This is a genomic window from Evansella sp. AB-P1, assembly GCF_029688925.1.
Classification (GTDB): Bacteria; Bacillota; Bacilli; order Bacillales; family Salisediminibacteriaceae; genus Evansella.
On record NZ_JARUKY010000003.1, the window covers coordinates 27,675 to 47,977 of the forward strand.

General features: G+C 39.5%; 16 protein-coding genes. All 16 read right to left on the reverse strand.

Going from position 1 to position 20,303, the window contains the following annotated elements; translation table 11 throughout:
* Positions 1-329 precede the first annotated feature (329 nt).
* Entirely contained in the window at positions 330-1,286 is a 957-nt protein-coding gene (gene trxB / locus QA612_RS03825; protein WP_278282437.1) for a thioredoxin-disulfide reductase, read from the reverse strand.
* A gap of 378 nt (positions 1,287-1,664) precedes the next feature.
* The gene (locus tag QA612_RS03830; protein ID WP_278282438.1) at positions 1,665-2,744 is read right to left on the reverse strand and encodes a tetratricopeptide repeat protein; all 1,080 of its coding nucleotides are present in this window, start codon (positions 2,742-2,744) and stop codon (positions 1,665-1,667) included.
* Between the two features lie 286 nt (positions 2,745-3,030).
* A complete protein-coding gene (gene pelA, locus QA612_RS03835) occupies positions 3,031-7,944 on the reverse strand; it encodes a pectate lyase (RefSeq protein ID WP_278282439.1) in 4,914 nt (1,637 codons plus the stop codon).
* Between the two features lie 330 nt (positions 7,945-8,274).
* Positions 8,275-8,976 carry a bifunctional phosphoribosyl-AMP cyclohydrolase/phosphoribosyl-ATP diphosphatase HisIE gene (gene hisIE, locus QA612_RS03840; RefSeq protein ID WP_278282440.1) on the reverse strand — a complete coding sequence of 234 codons (702 nt, stop codon included), beginning with the start codon at positions 8,974-8,976 and terminating at the stop codon, positions 8,275-8,277.
* Positions 8,973-9,731 carry an imidazole glycerol phosphate synthase subunit HisF gene (hisF, locus tag QA612_RS03845; protein ID WP_278282441.1) on the reverse strand — a complete coding sequence of 253 codons (759 nt, stop codon included), beginning with the start codon at positions 9,729-9,731 and terminating at the stop codon, positions 8,973-8,975. Before hisF ends, hisIE begins: the two co-directional genes overlap by 4 nt.
* A complete protein-coding gene (gene hisA / locus QA612_RS03850; protein ID WP_278282442.1) occupies positions 9,731-10,462 on the reverse strand; it encodes a 1-(5-phosphoribosyl)-5-[(5-phosphoribosylamino)methylideneamino]imidazole-4-carboxamide isomerase in 732 nt (243 codons plus the stop codon). Before hisA ends, hisF begins: the two co-directional genes overlap by 1 nt.
* Complete coding sequence (gene hisH, locus QA612_RS03855) at positions 10,462-11,106, reverse strand: imidazole glycerol phosphate synthase subunit HisH (RefSeq protein WP_278282443.1); 645 nt, start codon at positions 11,104-11,106, stop codon at positions 10,462-10,464. Before hisH ends, hisA begins: the two co-directional genes overlap by 1 nt.
* Positions 11,103-11,699, reverse strand: a complete 597-nt coding sequence (gene hisB / locus QA612_RS03860) for an imidazoleglycerol-phosphate dehydratase HisB (RefSeq protein WP_278282444.1) — start codon at positions 11,697-11,699, stop codon at positions 11,103-11,105. Before hisB ends, hisH begins: the two co-directional genes overlap by 4 nt.
* A gap of 126 nt (positions 11,700-11,825) precedes the next feature.
* The gene (gene hisD / locus QA612_RS03865) at positions 11,826-13,100 is read right to left on the reverse strand and encodes a histidinol dehydrogenase (RefSeq protein WP_278282445.1); all 1,275 of its coding nucleotides are present in this window, start codon (positions 13,098-13,100) and stop codon (positions 11,826-11,828) included.
* Positions 13,097-13,768 carry an ATP phosphoribosyltransferase gene (gene hisG, locus QA612_RS03870; protein WP_278282446.1) on the reverse strand — a complete coding sequence of 224 codons (672 nt, stop codon included), beginning with the start codon at positions 13,766-13,768 and terminating at the stop codon, positions 13,097-13,099. The genes hisD and hisG overlap by 4 nt, the downstream gene beginning before the upstream one ends.
* Positions 13,765-14,955 carry an ATP phosphoribosyltransferase regulatory subunit gene (locus QA612_RS03875; protein ID WP_278282447.1) on the reverse strand — a complete coding sequence of 397 codons (1,191 nt, stop codon included), beginning with the start codon at positions 14,953-14,955 and terminating at the stop codon, positions 13,765-13,767. The genes hisG and QA612_RS03875 overlap by 4 nt, the downstream gene beginning before the upstream one ends.
* Positions 14,956-15,448: 493 nt before the next feature.
* Positions 15,449-15,979 carry an acyltransferase gene (locus QA612_RS03880; RefSeq protein ID WP_278282448.1) on the reverse strand — a complete coding sequence of 177 codons (531 nt, stop codon included), beginning with the start codon at positions 15,977-15,979 and terminating at the stop codon, positions 15,449-15,451.
* Positions 15,980-16,015: 36 nt separating this feature from the next.
* A complete protein-coding gene (gene ppaX / locus QA612_RS03885; RefSeq protein ID WP_278282449.1) occupies positions 16,016-16,705 on the reverse strand; it encodes a pyrophosphatase PpaX in 690 nt (229 codons plus the stop codon).
* A 126-nt stretch (positions 16,706-16,831) separates the two neighbouring features.
* Positions 16,832-17,794, reverse strand: coding sequence for a nucleoside recognition domain-containing protein (locus QA612_RS03890; protein ID WP_278282450.1), 963 nt, complete (start codon positions 17,792-17,794; stop codon positions 16,832-16,834).
* A gap of 359 nt (positions 17,795-18,153) precedes the next feature.
* Positions 18,154-19,062 (reverse strand): prolipoprotein diacylglyceryl transferase, encoded by a 909-nt coding sequence (lgt, locus tag QA612_RS03895; protein WP_481804408.1) that lies wholly within the window; start codon positions 19,060-19,062, stop codon positions 18,154-18,156.
* A gap of 284 nt (positions 19,063-19,346) precedes the next feature.
* A complete protein-coding gene (gene hprK / locus QA612_RS03900; protein ID WP_278282451.1) occupies positions 19,347-20,288 on the reverse strand; it encodes an HPr(Ser) kinase/phosphatase in 942 nt (313 codons plus the stop codon).
* Positions 20,289-20,303 lie beyond the last annotated feature (15 nt).

Consider the following 20,303-nt stretch of genomic DNA (forward strand, 5'->3'; position numbering starts at 1 on the left):
GTGCAAAAAATAATATATAAAAAAGGGGGTCAATTACTTATTTATATCATATCCATTTTATATTTCAGCATTGTTACAATAGGGTTAAGTGACAATTACTTTTTATTATAATTTGTCGTTCGTCTTTTAACATTATGAAAAAAGAGATAACCTTTTTACATTCCACATATATAACAGATAAAAAAAAATTGTAATACAGTTTGTACACACCCTTACACTAACATAAATTGAAAAAAGAAAAAACAGACCAAATAAAATGTAATTTGATCTGTTGAAAATTGATTGATTTTAAATTTTTTTCACAAACTTTATTAACCTATATAATGTCGTTAACTATGTTTTGCAGCTTCTAATTCTTCCATTAAATTCTCAACATAATGTTGAGCTGTTTGTGCAGCAATACTACCATCACCAGTTGCTGTAACGATTTGACGTAACGTTTTTTCTCTAATATCTCCCGCTGCAAAGATTCCTGGTATCTTCGTTTCCATCTCATCATTTGTTTCAACATAACCATCTGCATTTGTAATACCTAGATTTAGGAATGGTTCATTTATAGGTAACATTCCAATATAGATGAATACTCCATCAGTTTTAAATTCTCTTTCAGATCCATCCTTTTTGTTTACTAGTGTTACACTAGCAACTTTGTTATCTTTTCCATTAATTTCTTTTACTACATGACTCCAAATGATGTCAATTTTTTCATTGGAAAATGCACGATCTTGAAGTATTTTTTGTGCACGAAATTCATCGCGACGATGGATAATTGTCACTTTACTTGCAAACCTTGTAAGATAAACAGCTTCTTCTACGGCGGAATCTCCTCCACCCACTACTACTAACTCTTTGTTTTTAAAGAAGGCCCCATCACAAACGGCACAATAAGAAACGCCTCGACCGCTTAATTCCGTTTCACCAGGTACTCCCAAATGCTTATACTTTGCACCAGTAGTAATAATAACGGCACGTGCTTTATATTCTCCATTTCCTGTAACGATACGTTTAAACTCTTTACCGTCAACAATCTCCTTAACGTCACCATAAGCATATTCAGCACCAAATTTCTTAGCATGCTCAAACATTTTATTCGAAAGATCTGGTCCTAAAATACTTTCGTAACCTGGATAATTTTCTACATCCTCTGTATTTGCCATTTGCCCACCTGGGATACCTCGTTCAATCATCACGGTAGATAAATTTGCCCTAGATGTGTATACAGCTGCTGTCATACCAGCTGGGCCTGCTCCGATTATGGCAACGTCATAAATTTGTTCTTCGTTCATTGATTCCACTCCCTAGCTTGAAAAATTATTATTAATCCCCTTATTATTCAACATTCTGTATTTATCTTTTTTTTCTTTATTAAAGATCCACCTAAAGTATAGTATAACCAATAAAACTTTACCTACCTCAAACGAATACTTCAACTTTCTTTTATCTCGTGTATATTGTAAAAAAAAAAGTGTAAGAAGTCCAAAATCCTGCTCATACGAAAGTCTCGTTATGATACAGGATCCATTTATTGTTCACAGTATGTTCATTTATTTATGAATGTGTATGACGAAACTTCTGTCAACTAGTTCACACAGCTCAAGCGACAGAAGTTCTCATCCAGCAAAAGGTGAAACTGATTGGCTTTCATTTATAGCTACCCTTTTAAATTACTCAATGGTCTCTAAAAGATCAATTGGCTCTGTATAAATAAACCAGTTATCGTCAGGAAGTATATTGTCCTCTTGAACGGATAATTGCTCTAAAAATGTTTCCGCGATGATATCATTTTCAGTGTCAATATCTCTCACCTTTTCCCAGAGTTTCCGTGACTTTTTATAATAACCGTTTTTCCAAGCTACTACTGCCATTTGATGAAAATATGCTGGAAGCTTATTAAAATCACTTTCATGTAATAACTTTTTAAACCATTTATAGGAAACACTGTATTCGCCAACTAAATATAAAGTTTTCGCTAAATAATAGCAATGCCAATCCTTAATCGGTCTAAGGTTAACTATATTTTTTACCCAAACATGTTGTTTATTATGTCCCTCCTTCGTTAAAAGGACAGTCATAATACACTGAGCTAGAAAATTTGGTTCATCCTTTATGAGAAGATCCTGTAAGATTGATTTTGCATGCTCTAACTCTCCTTGATACATTAAAGATTCTGCAAGGTAAGCATAAACATCCCAATCTTTCGGATTTTCCATTAAATAACCTCTTGCTTCTTTCTCCGCTTGAATATATTCACCTTTATTTATCAAGTCAACAATTTTTTCAAGCTCTGAAGGTTCAAAAGAAAAAAGTGAAGTTTCATCATCACCAAAAAGGAGCTCCTCTTCAAGCATATATAGAAAGGAGTGTGCATCCTCAGAAAATTCACCTTCTGGCTCCATCTGTATATACTTATTTAAACGTAGCTTTGCTAGATCAAACTTCCCAAGATGAGCATAATTGTTTGCCATAAAGAAATAACACTCTGCCATTGTTTCATCAATTTCCGAAACAATTTTTAGCAATAAGTCATTTGCTCGTTCAAATTCCCCTTTTTCAGATAGGACAATTGCTAGCTGGCAAACAAAAACTGGCTCCTCAGGTTCAATACGAATGGCTCGCTCGATATACTGTAGGGCTTGATCAATTTGGCGGTTTTGATAGGCTTCAATTCCTTTTTTGTAAAAATAGCCACCATCTTGCATAAAGGGTATCACTTGTCCCTTTTTGTTGGAATGTAATTCAGACATAATGTGAGCCTCCAATCGTAAAAAAAATACATTGTACGTTGTAATCCTAACTTCATTTTACTTTTTCTTAGACAAATGGATATAAGAGTAAATACAATTTCCAATACCAATAATATAATAATTGCAGTATAACACGTCAAACCCACATTAAACAACGGCGCTGAAACCAATACAATAGTTGTTCAATCCTCTAGGATGAAGGGATTAATGGATACTATGATATAAAAAAAAGATGCCTCAGGGATAATATACTCCCTTGAGACACCTAATAAATCGAATTATTTTTTTATTTTTGTACGTTAATACCCATTCTGTTTCTTCCCACTAGCACGGCTGTCATTCCAAATGCTAGTAAAATAAATCCTACCAATAACATGTTATACATATTTGTGGCTGTATCAGGTAACGCTTCTCCATCGTCAGATTTTTCATCTTCTGTAGAAGTATCATCCTTTGTTTCGTCAGCCTTTTCTTCAGTTCCATCATCTTCCGTTTTTTCTTCCTCATCTTCTTTTGGAGATTTAGAGTCTGAATCATCTACAGGATCTTTATCCTCATCATTCTCCTCATCCCCATCCAAGCCGTTAGAAGGTTCATTTTCTTCAGTAACATGAGCTAAAACACCATACAACGAGAAGCTTGTTACATTTGCAGAAACAGTTCCTTCCGTTGCATCTACAACACTTTCGATTGGTGTCCATTGTCCAGTATCTCCACTAAAGTGATAGATTTGGATATCTCCAGCTTCATATACATCTGTATTATAATTAAAAATTAGAGTGAAACTACCATCAAATGAAGTTTCATTGGGATTATGGAAATTAAATCGGTATAGGTCACCAGCAATTTCAAATGTGGTTCCACTAACCAATTCTCCCTGTTCAGCTTCTAATACCTCTTCTACAGTAAGACTTGAACCAGCAGGTAAATCCTCAGGGAATACAATATACGAGTTTGTTCCTGGAATATTTACCTTATCTCCTCCTGATACCTCTGTTTGTACACCACCAATAATTACTTTACGATCATTCTCCTGATCTTCATCATTTCCAGGTGGCTGTTCTACAGGTGGTTCTTCTACAGGTGGCTCTTCTACTGGTGGTTCATCCACAGGCGGCTCCTCTTCACCCGGTGGTTCCTCTACTGGTGGTTCTTCCACTGGTGGTTCTTCTTGTTCTACTAAAGCACTAACTTTTAAGTTATCTACATAGTGCTCTCGTTCACTACTTCCTGGTGTTTGAGATCTCACCTGGGAAATGTGGGTAGATTCATTAAAGAATGGTTGATTTTCTAAGATTAGCTCTCCATCAATATAGAGATCGAATGATTGTGCCGGAATATCTACGATTACGGCTACATTTCTCCATACACCATTTTCATTTTCTATTCCACTATCCATAAAGGTATTGTCTGGATATCTTGGTTTAAATTGATGATCGCGGGTTTCTATTCGTACAACATCCGTTCCACTAGCATCCGCTAAAGCGATGACATGTGCCGCATTTGATCTAGTAGGTTGCATAAAATCAAGCTGGGCTAGTACTAATCCTTCTTGAGCATCAAAGGCTTTTGCAAAACTATTGCCCTGGTTAGACGCTGGAAGTTCTAATACTTTTCCAGTACGATGTGGTAACTCCATTACTAAACCTTCATCCCCACCAAATGTAAATCCTGCAGGCTGTGCACCTGTTTCTACACTATTGAAATTTTCATTTATAAGTACAACTTCTTCAAACCCTTCAGGAATATCAGGTCCATTACCACTCTCAACGGGCTCCTCTTTCTCAACAAGCTCCATCACTTTTAAGTTATCTACATAGTGCTCTCGTTCACTACTTCCTGGTGTTTGAGATCTCACCTGGGAAATGTGGGTAGATTCATTAAAGAATGGTTGATTTTCTAAGATTAGCTCTCCATCAATATAGAGATCGAATGATTGTGCCGGAATATCTACGATTACGGCTACATTTCTCCATACACCATTTTCATTTTCTATTCCACTATCCATAAAGGTATTGTCTGGATATCTTGGTTTAAATTGATGATCACGGGTTTCTATTCGTACAACATCCGTTCCACTAGCATCCGCTAAAGCGATGACATGTGCCGCATTTGATCTAGTAGGTTGCATAAAATCAAGCTGGGCTAGTATTAATCCCTCTTGAGCATCAAAGGCTTTTGTAAAACTATTGCCCTGGTTAGACGCTGGAAGTTCTAATACTTTTCCAGTACGATGTGGCAACTCCATTACTGAACCTTCATCCCCACCAAATGTAAATCCTGCAGGCTGCGAACCTGTTTCTACATCGTTAAAATTCTCATCTACTAGGACAATTCCTTCGTAACCTTCAGGTATAAAAGGAATATGTTCTCCATCACCTGGTCCTGGTCCTGGTTCTGGATCTTGTCCATTGTCCACATCCATTGGATCAGGAATCCCCGGAAGTGGTAAAGGTGTTAAATCAAATTCTTTAAACTCAACTGGCTGTATGCTACTCATTCGTACGATATCGTCCTTTTGTAGTGTTCGAACATGTGTATCCTCTGAATTTGTATTTGCCACTTGGACAAAGATTTTATCCCCAAAATAACCTGTTAATTGACTGGTTCTCATTAATTGCTGTGGCCAGTTTCCAGCCCACGCATAGCCATGTATTCTCTCCATTTCGACTTCGTGAATACTATATCTTTTTACACCGTCACGACCGGAGAAAATTGGTTTGTTTGTACCAATTTCATAGAATCGGTACCACATAGTAGCATTATCATCCTCAATAAAGTACACCTGATTAGGATCGCGTCCAAAATAACGATAGCCATCTACTTTTACCTCGTCCAACCATTCAAGGGCGCTTCTAATCGCATGTCTAATTTCCGGTGTTTGATTTGGTCGAGACATGAGGAAATTGATAATGGCAACTGACTCATAAGCCGTTATTGAAGGAAGCTCATAGCTACGTCCAGTCAATGGTTCATACGTTTCTGGATGATGCTGTTGCCCCCATGCTGTCAATACACCATCTACTTCTATTTGAGATTTTAAAATATAATCCAATCCGCGATTCATAGAATTTTCTACTAAACTATAATACTCCTCCGGAACAAGATCATTATTAAAAGGATATCTTTGTTCCAAAACATCATCCCACAATTGTAAAGCATTCACCATTGCTTCGTCATTAAAGGTAACGTAGTTTGAATAATAAACGCTAGAACCAGGGTTTCCACGCTTCGGATACACTTGCGGGAAGCCACCTGAAGGATATTGCATGTTTAATAAGAAATAGAATCCTCTTAATATACTATTTTTTAATACTTCATCACCTGTTTCTTGGTATACCTCTGCAAGGAACTGGATTTCCGTAAATGTAGCATCGTTATCAATTGTTCCTAGTTCATTTCCATTTGAAATCTGCTTCGATCTCGGGGCACTTCCATTCCATCGCGTTCCATATTCCGTTTCCATATCTTTTGTCCAACCACCGTGATCCATTTGCCAAGAAACGAGATTATATGCTTTTTCAATGGCTGCTTCCAGATCGCCTGTGAAAGTTGGCTCCTGTAAATCCCCTTTAAAGTTCCCTGCTTCATCCCATTCTTCTAAGCTTTTGAAAAACAACACTGTTTGTCCAAATTGGTTCGTTCCTTTTGCTGCTTTAGAAATTTGGATGTTTCTAAAGCCTGGAGACATTGTCGTCCAATGTCTTGTAGCTATTAATACATCCAAATCATTATAATCAAAGTTTTCAAAATAACTATTTAGTGTTACTGCAACGAGATCGTTGGCTAAAGCATTGACAGCTAGGATCTCTACATTTTGTTGATCAAAATCATTTAGACGAATACTATCCGCTATTTCCTTTGCCTCTCCCCATGTTAAGGCATCGGTGTCTTGATCTAAACCTGTGACAGTTTTACCTAACGCATCTATGATTGCTGCAGCTTCTCCTTGAGTAATAGTCTGTTCGTAGTTTAATGTGCCACCTTGAATTAGGCTGTCCATATAGCCTGCATCTTTTGCAGTCTCTAAAACAAAGGAGTACCATTTGTGTGCTGGAACACCCCAAATCTCATCAAGTAAGCTTAAGTTTTTAAACTGTTCTTCTTTTTTCAGCCCTAACGCATCGTTAACTAAGGCCATAAAAGCAAGAAGACTGATAGGGGCTTCCACAACCACTTGATCTGTAACGACAAGACCCATCTCTTTAAATTCGTTGAGTTGATTTTCTGTTATTACCTCTAACAAGTCCACAACTTCTAGATCAATAGAGTCGTCTTTTTCGTTTTGTTCCTTATTATGAACTCTCAAATGGTCCACGTTAGCACCACCGCTTGGCGCTATACCAATGGCACGAATAACGTTTTCCCCTTCAGTAAGGTCTATTTCCATGGATGAATATCCCCATGTTGACCACCCGCCTGTAGGATCAAAGGCTAATTCTGGTTCAACCACTTCACCATTTAACACAATCTCCTTTGGACGTAAATCGCCTCCACCATGAGCATAGCGGAAATCAAGGAAATATGCTCCTGCAACCGGAATATCAACTGTCCATTCAATCCATCCACCTGGTGCATTTGGGACATAGTCTACAAAGCCCGTCCCTGTAAAACCTGGGTGTTTATCATCTATGATCGCAGCGTCAAATAAAGCTTCTTCTGCTTCAAATATTTCATCAAATTCCAACGTTACTTTAAGGTGATCAACATTTGCTCCACCACTTGGGGCAATTCCAATTGCCCGGATAACGTTCTCCCCCTGTTCAAGGTCTGCCTTCATGGAAGAATACTCCCACGTACTCCAACCTCCAGTAGGGTCAAAGGGTAATTCAGGGTTGATGACTTCACCGTTCAACACAATTTCCTTTGGACGTAAATCGCCTCCCCCATGTGCATAGCGGAAACCAAGTGTGTATTCTCCATCAACAGGTACATTCACTGTCCATTCAATCCATCCACCTGGTGCATTCGGTACATAATCTACAAAGCCTGTCCCAGTAAAACCAACATGCTTATTGTCAATAATAGCAAGATCGAAATTTGCATTTTCCGCTTCATAAATACCATTCATTCCATCAGTAGTTGTACTACTTTCAAATTGATTTGCTCCTACAATACTAAGTGATGCTGTAGAAAAAATACTCATAAAGGTAAATACAAATATAATTGCCATATATCCTATTCGTTTCATTTGCTTCATATTTTTCTCCTCTCCATTGACAAGCTAGTTTGTAAACCTATTCCTGGCGCAGTTATCAACTTATCTCCCTTCTTGTAGATTTTATGTAACATTAGTGAAACTGTATAAGGGTCTTTTCATTATAATGATTCGTCTCCTAAGTAGAATCATCAGACCTTTTACGCTTATCGTTATGTATTTGCTCTATTATGTAAGTAAGCGCTTTCATAATATATTAACATGGTTTCGAAAAAATTGTGTGATTTTTTTATATATTGCAATTTTTACCCACAAAAAAAAGTCTTTTCTATGAACTATTTATCAAGAAAAGACTTTTCCTGTTGAAGATTGTTATTTTTCCCCATGCCTTTCAGCTAATCGTCTTAACACAGCGTCTAAAGGTAATTTTTGCTCTCTAAGTAATACTAGCCAATGATAAAGCAAGTCAGCACTTTCCCAAGTAAGCTCTTCCTTCGAACGGTTTTTGGCAGCAATAACTACTTCTGTTGCTTCTTCCCCTACTTTTTTTAAGATCTTATCTACCCCTTCGTCAAATAAATACGTAGTGTAAGAACCTTCAGGGCGTTCTGCCTCCCGTTCAGCAATAACCGACTCCAATTGCTCAATAATGGCAAAACGACCAGCTCGTTGTTCATATCCTGCACTCTCGGATTCTGTGTCTCCCCCATTTTCACCTGGTGCTGCTTCTGCAAAACGTTCCCCTTCTAGTTTTCCAGTAAAGCAAGTGAATGTTCCTTCGTGACACGCTGGGCCACTTGGCTCCACTAACACAACGATGGCATCCTGGTCGCAATCAAGAAGCATTTGCACAATTCGTTGCGTATTACCAGAGGTTGCCCCTTTGTGCCAAAGTTCCTGACGAGATCGACTGTAAAACCACGTCTCTCCTGTCTCTAAGCTTTTTGTCAATGACTCCTCATTCATGTATGCTAACGTTAAAACCTCTTTCGTTTGGTAATCTTGCACGATTGCTGGAACAAGTCCCTTATCATCAAATTGAACGGCATTTTTATCGAACTTTACATTTGTCATCGTATTTCCAGCCCCTTTTCCTTCAAATACCCCTTCACTTCTTCTACGGACGTTTCTTTATAATGAAAGATAGACGCTGCTAAGGCTGCATCTGCTAATCCATCGACAAAAGCATCGTAGAAATGTTCACTTGACCCGGCACCACCTGAAGCGATAACGGGTACAGATACTGCTTCGCTTACTGCCTTCGTCAACGAGACGTGAAAGCCTGATTTTTCTCCATCTTGATCCATGCTCGTTAACAATATCTCTCCAGCACCAAGCTCCACTGCTTCCTTCACCCAAGCCACAACTTCTCGTTCCGTTGCTCGACGGCCACCATGAGTATATACTCGCCATGAGCCAAGTTCTTCGTCCCACTTTGCATCTACAGCTAACACAATGCACTGAGATCCGAAAAAGTCTGCTCCTTCTTTAATTAATTCGGGGCGAAGTACAGCAGCTGTATTGACGGACACTTTATCTGCCCCAGCTCGGAGGATCCGCTTCATATCCTCTAGCGTATTAATTCCACCACCAACCGTAAATGGGATCGCTAGCTTTCCAGCAACTTGCTCTACCACATCTACCATCGTTTCTCGACCTTCGTGAGAGGCAGAGATATCAAGAAACACCAACTCATCAGCACCTTGCTCATCATAAAACTTAGCTAGCTCTACAGGATCTCCTGCATCACGAAGGTTAACGAATTGAACCCCTTTTACGACCCGTCCTTCTTTTACATCAAGACACGGTATAATTCGTTTCGTAAGCATTACTTGGACACCTCCAATAAAGCTTCTTCAAGAGATATGCGACCTGTGTATAACGCTTTTCCGATGATAGCTCCTTCTATGCCGTCATTGGATCGTGCCAGAAGATCTTGAACATCTTTCATCTCGGACATGCCACCTGAAGCAATCACTTGTTTTCCAGTAACCCGGCCAAGGTTGGCTATCGCCTCTACGTTTGGTCCTGAAAGCATCCCGTCTCTTGAAATATCCGTCATAATAAATGTTTCTGCCCCATATTGCACTAATTCTGTGGCAAGTTCCTCAGCCTTCACTTCAGATGTCTGCAGCCAACCGTGTGTAGCTACATAGCCGTCACGGGCATCGATTCCAATAGCAACACGTTGCCCACCGTATGTACGAAGCATTTCCTTTACAAACTCTGGATCAGATATTGCGGAGCTTCCGAGTATGACACGACTTACGCCGGAATCTAAATATTTGGCTACAGACTCACGTGTACGAATGCCTCCACCTATTTGCACCTTCGCATCTAGTTTTTGGGCTGTTTGGAGCACTACCTCATGATTGACTGGTTCCCCTTTTTTTGCTCCATCAAGGTCTACCATGTGAATCCATTGTGCTCCTTTTTCTACAAAGCTTTTTGCCATTTCAAAAGGAGAATCTCCATAAACAGTTTCCTTATCGTAGTCTCCTTGGAGCAGGCGGACACATTTCCCACCTCGAATATCTATTGCTGGATAAATTGTAAACATTACTTTGCCACCTCCTGGTCAACCTCAACTACATTTGCAAAATTACGGAGCATTTGCATGCCTAGGACACTGCTTTTTTCCGGATGAAACTGGGTCCCCCATACGTTGTTTCGCCCCACAACTGCCGGAACGAGCTGGTCCCCGTACTCCGTTGAAGCTACTAGAACACTTTCTGCTGCGTTTACCACATAGGAATGAACGAAGTAGACGTGCCCTGTAGGTACCTCCTGTAAAATTGGGTGATCCGGCTGTTGAAACTTGAGTCGGTTCCAGCCCATATGAGGCACTTTGTATGCTTGACCTGTTGATGTTTTTCCAGGAAAACGAACAACATGTCCTGGAAGTAAGGAAAGCCCTGTCGTTGGACCATTTTCTTCACTTTCTTCAAATAGGAGTTGCATCCCTAAACAAATTCCGAGGAGAGGACGGCCTGTTTCAGCCCAATCCCTTAAAAATGTATCGAGACCTCTATCCTTCAGTTCTCTCATGCCATCGCGGAAAGATCCTACACCAGGAAGAATGATTTTCGATGCCTTTTCAAGTTCCTCTATTTTTTCAGAAACAAAAGGGGAATGACCGATTCTTTCAAGGCCTTTCGTAACACTGTGAAGGTTTCCCATTCCATAATCTACGATTCCAATCATGTTAAACTTCCTTTCGTTGACGGCACTCCTGTTACACGTGGGTCTAGCTGTGTGGCATCGTCCAAAGCTCGACCAAGTGCTTTGAAAATCGCTTCGATAATATGGTGTGTATTGTGGCCGTAATGCACGATAACATGAAGGTTCATTCTTGCCTCCAGTGCCAGCTTCCAAAGAAATTCGTGCACAAGCTCTGTGTCAAATGTGCCTACTTTTTGTGCAGGAAGCTCTCCTCGAAATTCAAGGTGTGGACGGTTACTGAGGTCCACAACAACTTGGGCCAGGGCCTCATCCATTGGTACGAACGCATTTCCGTAACGTCGGATTCCTTTCTTGTCTCCAAGAGCTTGCTTCAAAGCTTCACCTAATACGATTCCAACGTCCTCTGTGGTGTGGTGATCATCAATTTCCACGTCACCTTTAGCGACAATTTTGGCATCAAATAGCCCGTGCTTCGTAAACAGGTCGAGCATATGAGTCATGAAAGGTACGTCTGTATCTAACTCTGCTTTTCCTGTCCCATCTACATTAAAAGTCACTGCAATATTCGTTTCGTTTGTCTTTCTCTCAATTGTAGCCTCACGCTTATTTCCCATTCTCTTCCTCCATTCTGTCACAGAATGTTCAGGGACCTGTTCCCGCACAATTTCCTGACATTTTCGTGAAAGTTCAGAAAATGTTCAGGGACATGGTTCGTGGCATTTTTGTGACATTGCCTTCATTTATTTGATTTTTCCTAGTCGGTAATCTACTGCTCTGGCATGAGCTTCTAGTCCTTCTAAACGAGCAAAGGCGGATATTTTTTCCCCATGCTCTTCAATTGCTTTTTGGCTATAGGATATAATGCTTGATTTTTTCGTAAAATCCTCCACATTTAAAGGACTTGAAAAGCGACTCGTCCCATTCGTTGGGAGTACATGGTTGGGACCTGCAAAATAATCTCCAACAGGCTCTGTGCTATATTTCCCTAGAAATATTGCTCCAGCATGACGAATCATTGGTAATACTAACCAAGGATCCTCCACTGCTATCTCTAGATGCTCTGGTGCTAATTCATTTACTGCATCCACTGCCTCATCTAAAGTTTTTGCAACATAAATTGCTCCATAATCTCTAACTGATTCTTCCGCTATATCTCGCTTCGGTAATGTTTCCAGTTGCTTTGTCACTTCTGCTGCAACATTTTCTGCTAACTTCTCATTTGTTGTTACAAACACGGCTGAGGCCATAGGATCATGTTCTGCTTGAGATAAAAGATCTGCTGCCACTAAAGGTGCTTCAGCTGTATCATCTGCTAATACAACAATTTCACTTGGACCAGCAATCATATCAATGGCTACTGTACCAAAAACCTGTTGCTTCGCTAAAGCAACATAAATGTTTCCAGGTCCGACAATTTTATCTACAGGTGCAATCGTTTCAGTACCATATGCTAAGGCTCCGATGCCTTGTGCACCACCGACCTTATAAATTTCTTTCACTCCAAGCTCCGCTGCTGTTACGAGAACCGTGTCATTTAATGATCCGTCCTTTTGAGGTGGGGAAACCATTACGATTCGTTCTACACCGGCAACCTGAGCTGGAACAACATTCATGAGAATCGTGGATGGATATGCTGCACGGCCTCCTGGAACATACACTCCTACTGCATCTAGCGGTGTCACCTTTTGACCAAGAATTGTTCCATTTGGCTGAGTAGTCATCCATGATTGCTGCACTTGTCTAGCATGGAAATCACGTATATTGTCCCGCGCCTCGCGAATAATTTGAATTGTTTCGTCACTAACCTTTTTGTATGCAGCCTCAATCTCCTCAGCTGTAACAACTAGAGAGTCTAATGATACTTGATCAAACTTTTCCGTATATCTTGCTATAGCTTGATCACCTTCGTTTTTCACAGCATCTACAATTTCACTAACTGCTTGTCGTTGAGAAGTCGTTCCTTGATCAATGGATCGCTTCAATGATACGTCCTTGGTTAATGGGATAATTTTCACGATTCCTCTGAACCTCCTTCAATGACAGTAGAGATTCTTTCGACCATATCATCTATTTGGGCGGACTTTGTCCGATAGCTTACTGGATTAACAATAAACCGTGAAGTAATTGGAATCATCGTTTCTATCTCCACAAGTCCGTTCTCCTTTAATGTTCGACCAGTGGATACGATGTCTACGATTCGATCAGCTAGCCCAATAATTGGTGCTAATTCGATAGAACCGTTAAGCTTAATAATTTCTACCTGCTCCCCTTGTTCACGAAAATAGCTGGAGGCTAAATTAGGATACTTAGAGGCAATTTTTGGTGCAATATCTGCCTTCGGATTATAGGATGGAAGTGCCGCTACTGCCATATAGCATTCACTTATTTTTAAATCCAAGACTTCATATACATCTCGTTTTTCCTCTATTAAAACATCTTTCCCCGCAACTCCAACATCTGCCACACCATGCTCTACATAAGTAGGAACATCCATCGGTTTTGCTAAAATAAAGCGCATCCCTGCTTCTGGGGAATCGATAATTAGCTTGCGAGATTCATCAAATTCTGGCGGTAAAGGATAGTTTGCTTTCCTTAGAAGGGATACTGCTTCGTCAAAAATCCGTCCCTTTGGCATGGCTACAGTAAGTAATTGTTTTTCTCCGGTTGCTTGCCCCTTTGTCATCGTGCACCACCTCCATTACCGTTAGATCCTACAAAATAAATGACTTCAGAAAACTGTGCGGAATACGTATCTACATCATTAATTCCTTTAATATCCTGCATAATTACAGTATTGCTATCTTTTCGTAGCTCTTGTGCTTTCTTCATAGCTTCTTTTCGACGTTCGTTGCTAAAAATAATACAAACATCGTTTACAATGGACTCCTTTGTTTTTCCAAGGGCTTCTGTTAATCGATCCACGATTAAGGCAAAGCCAGTGGCAGGCTCAGGATGATTGAATTTCTCCAAAAGATCATCGTAGCGACCTCCGCTTCCCAATGGATAGCCAAGACCTTCGCTATATGCCTCGAAGACCGTTCCTGTGTAGTAGCTCATGTGCATAACGAGATTGAGATCGATGATTATCTTTTCCGACAAGTCGTATGCATGAAGAACCTCATTGAGCTGATCAAGCTGGTTTAAGGCATTCTTTGCTTCCTGGCTTTCAACTAATGTTCTAGCTTTTTCAATGACTTCAGGACCACCTTTTAGGCGTAGGAGCTCTTTTAGTCTTCGCTGGTCAATCGAAGAAAGAGGGAGTGCTTCTACTTCTTTTCGGAATCCTACATAATTTTTTTCATATAAATAACGACGGAATACGTCCACACGCGTTTCATTTCCTAAGATTTCATAGAGGAAAGCATTAACAAAGCCAATGTGTCCAATGGCCATTTGGTAGTTTTCTAGACCTGCCTTTTCTAATGAGGACATCATTAAGGCAATTACTTCTCCATCGGCACTATTAGATCTGTCCCCTATTAGCTCCACACCGATTTGCTCAAACTCTGCTGACTTTCCACCTTCCCGCTGTTGGGAACGGAAAACGGGTGCATCATAGGTAAGGCGTAACGGCCGTTCTGCCGAGCTCATTGTTGATGCTGCAATTCTAGCAATTGGTGCAGTCATATCTGGACGAAGCACCAACGTATTTCCCTCTTGATCTAATAGCTTAAATAGCTGTTGATCTAAGATGGCTGATGCTGCGCCAATCGTTTCATAAAATTCTAAAGTAGGTGTTTCAATCGTCGAGTATCCCCATTGGCTTACTTCCTTTGCAATGGCATCTCTCACCTGTCTTTTAAGCTCATATAGCTCAGGAAGCGTATCCTTCATCCCAACAGGTTTCTCAAACATAAACAACTTCGTCATCCACTCCACCTCATTCTCCATTTTCACAGTTTCTTCACAGACATGGTTACTGAACATTTGGTGAATGTTTTTATCTATTCACATTCCTGTCACTAACCAGGTTCCGTACAATTTTGTGACATTTTTTGATTTGGTTCTCGTTATATTTTGTTTAATTATTATTTCTTTATTGTACTTGTATTAAAGGAATGAATATCTTTGAACTAATCATCAAAACGTAGTGTTACTTTAGTTCGCTAATGTGATAACGAAATAAAGATTTAATTAGTAGTCTACATTGCTTTCCTAATGCCGTCAACCATTAATACTTACTTTACACTAAATTAGGCGTCAATAATAATAAATTTAGTTGGAATGTTTTAAATTCACAGACTTCTAAGGATGAGCTATGTTAAAGAGCTGTGTTTGATCTTTAAGAACTTGTTTTCTGCATGAGTGGGAGACTTCTTGCTGGATTACATTAATAAAAGAAAACTCCAATGAGGCATGTATTTTATGCCTCATTGGAGCTCATCTCATTTTGTTCTTCTGATTCTCTTTCCTCTTTCGTTTTAATCATTTTCATGGGATTTCCACCAACAAATGCTCCAGGAGGTACATCCTTATGAACGAGAGTACCTGCAGATACAATGGCACCATCGCCAATTTCAACACCTGGAAGAATAGTAGAATTGGCTCCTACCATGACATTACTTCCTATACGAACCTCACCTAATCTGTATTCCTTAATTAAATATTCATGAGCAAGTATCGTTGTATTATAGCCAATGACAGAATTACGTCCAATTTTTATTTTTTCAGGAAACATAATGTCCATCATAACCATAAGGGCTACGGCTGCTTGATCCCCTACATCCATTCGTAAAAAAGTACGATACAACCAGTTTTTCATATTTAAAAATGGTGTGTACCTTGCTAGTTGGATGACAATAAAGTTTTTTACAACCTTCCAGAAGGAAACGGTCTTATAAATTTGCCATAGAGAGTTCGCTTCTTGCACTGGATAACGTGTCGTCCGTCTCATTGTGCATTCCTCACTTCCGTATGTACCATCTTCAGATTAATTTTTCTTTACATGTAGGTAGTCTAATAGTTCTGTCATCGTTTCTAGCATAATATCAGGCTCAAAGGAGTTTAACTGTTCTCGTCCTTGAATGCTCCACGCTACCCCTGCTGTTTTTGTCCCTGCATTTTTCCCACCTAATATATCATGCTTGCTATCTCCAACCATCAAGGTAGTTGTTGGATCTGCCCCTAATGCTTCCATTGCTTTGTTTAGCGGCTCTGGATCAGGCTTGTAATTGATAACGTCATCTAATGCAATGACAACATCAAAATACTTGTCTAAGCCCATGAGCTCCATTCCTTTTACCGCTGTATCACGCCGTTTCGTAGTTACGATTGCCATCTTATACTTTTCCTTATGAAGTGCTTCAATTGTTTCAACTACTCCCTCATATTCACTGATTAATTCATCGTGCTTTGCATGGTTAAAAGTCCGATAGGTGTTCGTCATTTCCTCTACTTTTTCAGGATCAAGACGATGGAAGGTTTCTGATAGTGGTGGACCAATAAAAGAAATCACATCTTCTCGCTTGTATTTGTTTGGATAGTAAGTATCCATCGTATGTAAAAAAGAAGCAATGATTAAGTCAATCGTATTAATTAATGTTCCATCTAAGTCAAATAAAATCGTGTCAATAGCCTTTAAATCAACATGCTGTGACGTTGTATTTTTTTCTGTAGACATACTGTAACAACACTCCTTAACGAAAATAAATTTTGTCATAAAATTGTGCGGGACATGGTCTCTGAACTTTTGGTGACCTTTTATGTTTGTTCATAAATTTGTACGAAACCATGTCCCTGAACATTTTTACCCTGTTCCTTTGATTTCTTCTGTTTCTTCTTTATTGGCTTCTTTTTTCTCGATTCTGTTCCATATGAAGGCTACAGTTATGGTTAAGAGAATGGCAGTGATTAGTCGAATGAGTAATAATGGCCATAATGGAATACCTAATGGAGCAAATAGTAACGTATCTTCTACGACAGCGTGACAGGCTACTAAGAATATCATTACTAAGTAAACATCTTTTTTCCGTACTCCATCCTCCTTTACTGCTTGAATCATCACACCAGCTCCATAGGCTAAACCAAATACGAGACCAGCTGCTAAGGTAGTTGAAGTATTTTCTCTAATTCCTAACACTTTTGTAAATGGAGACATCCATCTTGAAAAGACTTCAAGCCATCTCAAATCCTTCATAATCTGTATAAATACCATTATCGGAATAACAATCAAGGCAAGCTGAAAAATTCCTAATAAGGCACTTTCTATACCTTGATAGACGATGGCACCAAAACCTGATACAGTTTCCTGACCACTTGATGAAGGAACTAAGCCATATTTCGCTTGCTCTCCTCCACCTTGCCATGTCACATTAATTAGCCATGCGGAAAATAATGCCAAGCCAATGCGCACGACTAAAACAATCCAAATTTTAACCCCAACCTGCTTTGCTACAGCAGATTCTACAAATAAATTATGAGAAAATGATAGCATTACCGCGAGAATAAAAACTTCCTTCACCGTGAGATCCATCGTGAGAATAGCACCGATAGCTGCGTATAAATTCAAGACGTTCCCTAAAACGAGAGGAATAGCAGCTTCCCCTGTTAACCCAATATACCCCATTAAAGGGGATAGTATCCTCGTTAGCCAGTCCATGACAGGGGTATGGCTTAGGATGGTTACGATTAGTGTAATTGGAAAGATGATTTTTCCTAATGTCCAGGTAGTTTGAAGGCCTACCTTTAACCCTGCCTTTAATGTTTTCATAAGTATCTCCTCCAAGTTCCCAATACGGACACTCACAATTATTTTCAAAGTACCACCACATGCAAGTGAATTTTGCACTATGGAGTATGAAAATTTTCCTTCTAATGGTGTTCACCCGTTACAGGTAACAGCTTTCACCACAGGCATAAGTGCGACATCTGTTGCATCGTATATTCCTTTTTAAAGGTTCTTCTAAAAACGAATCCTTTCTTAACGTATAAGAAAAAAAAGGTGGCGTCAAGAACCACATTATTCTAGACGCCACAATATATCGTATTTAATTATATTCCTTCTCTTTGAAGATTTCATTAATAGAAGATTGCTACATCCTTTTGAAAACTATTTAATTCGAAAGGTGGCTATTTCTTCTTTTTCTTTTTACCGCTAGATTTTTTCTTTGAGTTTCCAGCAGCACCTTTTTTATTTCCCTTCGGCGGTTCTTCTTCATCTAAATACCGTTCATTCGCAAGTCCCTTTTTTCTACGGTAAATGATGAGAATAATCCCACCAACGATCGTAATAATAGAGACAACTTGTGCTGTTTTTAAAACACCGAAAATGAGTAGATAATCTGTACGTAGTCCTTCTATTACGAAGCGCCCTACCGAATACCAGATGGCATATGTTATAAACATCTCGCCTCGACGAAGATTTACACGGCGTAATAGAATAAGAATGATAACCCCTAGTATATTCCACAACGATTCATATAAGAAGGTTGGGGCATAGTAAGCATAGACGCCACCTTCTTCAATATACATTTGGTTAATGATAAACTCAGGGAGCATCATGTTTTCCAAAAAGCTTCTAGACACTTCGTTTCCATACACTTCTTGGTTCATAAAATTTCCCCAACGACCAATGGCCTGTCCCAATAGGATACTTGGTGCTGCAATATCCGCAATCTTCCAGAAGGATAAACCTCGTTTTTTCGCAAATATGTAAGCAACAAGAACAGAAGCAATTAGGGCTCCATGGATGGCAAGTCCACCTTCCCAGATCGCAAATGCCTTTAACGGATTATGGGCGTAATGCTCCCAGCGAAAAATAACGTAGTAAAGCCTTGCACCAATGATTGCTGCAGGAACAGCAAAAATAAGTAAGTCTAAAAATAAGTCCTTTGGAAGTCCCCGTTTCTTCGCTTCGTGGTTCGCTAGTAAATAGGCAAGAACTCCTCCCAAACCAATAATTAAACCGTACCAATAAATGGTGATCGGGCCAAAATCAATAGCTATAGGGTTCAATGGTTCAACCGTAGCAAGCAACATTGTAAACACCTCACTTTTAAAAAAATCCAAGGGACAGCCTGTGTTATCACTATCCCTTCTTAACTTTACCATAGTGTAAAAGAATTGTACGAAAGAAAGCTCAGCCTCCAGAAATGCACCAATTATAATTAAACTGGTGCTGTTCTGTTACACTATGCTGCCCTTCTTCGTCAGTACAACAGAACTTTCTCCGTATCATGTAGACATTCTCCCATATACTTATGAAGAAACAATGAAGTGTAACTGTTGTAGCTAAAACGTTAAGATTATATTTTCACTATGCCTTATAAAAACTCGTCACGATCCCCTTCATCAATTACATTAGACAGCTGCTCCGTAAACTGCTGCGCTGCGTTTATTCCCATGCGTTTTAAACGGAAATTCATTGCTGCCACCTCTATAATGACGGCAATATTTCGTCCTGGACGAACTGGAATCGTCATTTTCGTAATTTCTGTATCAAAGATCTTAATTTTATCTTCATCTATTCCAAGGCGATCGTATTGTTTTTTCTGATCCCATAATTCTAAATGGATTGATAACACAATACGCTTAAATGGTCGAACAGAGCCTGCACCGAACAATGTCATGACGTTAATAATGCCTAATCCGCGAATTTCTAACAAATGACGGATAAGCTCAGGGGCTTGTCCAACTAACACTCCGTCATGCTCCTGTTTAATTTCAACAGAATCGTCAGCAACGAGACGGTGTCCACGACGAACGAGGTCCAAGGCTGTTTCACTTTTACCGACACCACTTGATCCTGTAATGAGCACTCCAATTCCATAAATATCTACCAATACACCATGCATGGCTGTCATTGGTGCTAATTCCCTTTCAAGGTAGGTCGTAAGCAAGGAACTTAATCGTGTTGTTGTTAATTGAGAACGCAAAATAGGTACTCCAACTTTACTTGCTGATTCTATTAAAAACTTCGGACAATCTAATCCACGAGATAAAACAATCGCTGGAGTATCGTATGTACAGAGTCGTTCAATGCGATCCTTTTTATCAACATCATTTAATTGATTGTAAAAAGAGACTTCCGTTTTTCCTAGTAGTTGAATACGTTTTGCAGGATAGTAAGTGAAAAAACCAGCCATTTCCATACCAGGACGAGAAAGGTCACTCGTGGTAATGGGCCTAAACGCTACATCCTCTTCTTTATTTAACAATTCTAAGTCGAACTCTTCCATTAAGTCTTTGGCATTTACTTTCACCATATTATTCTTTTGACC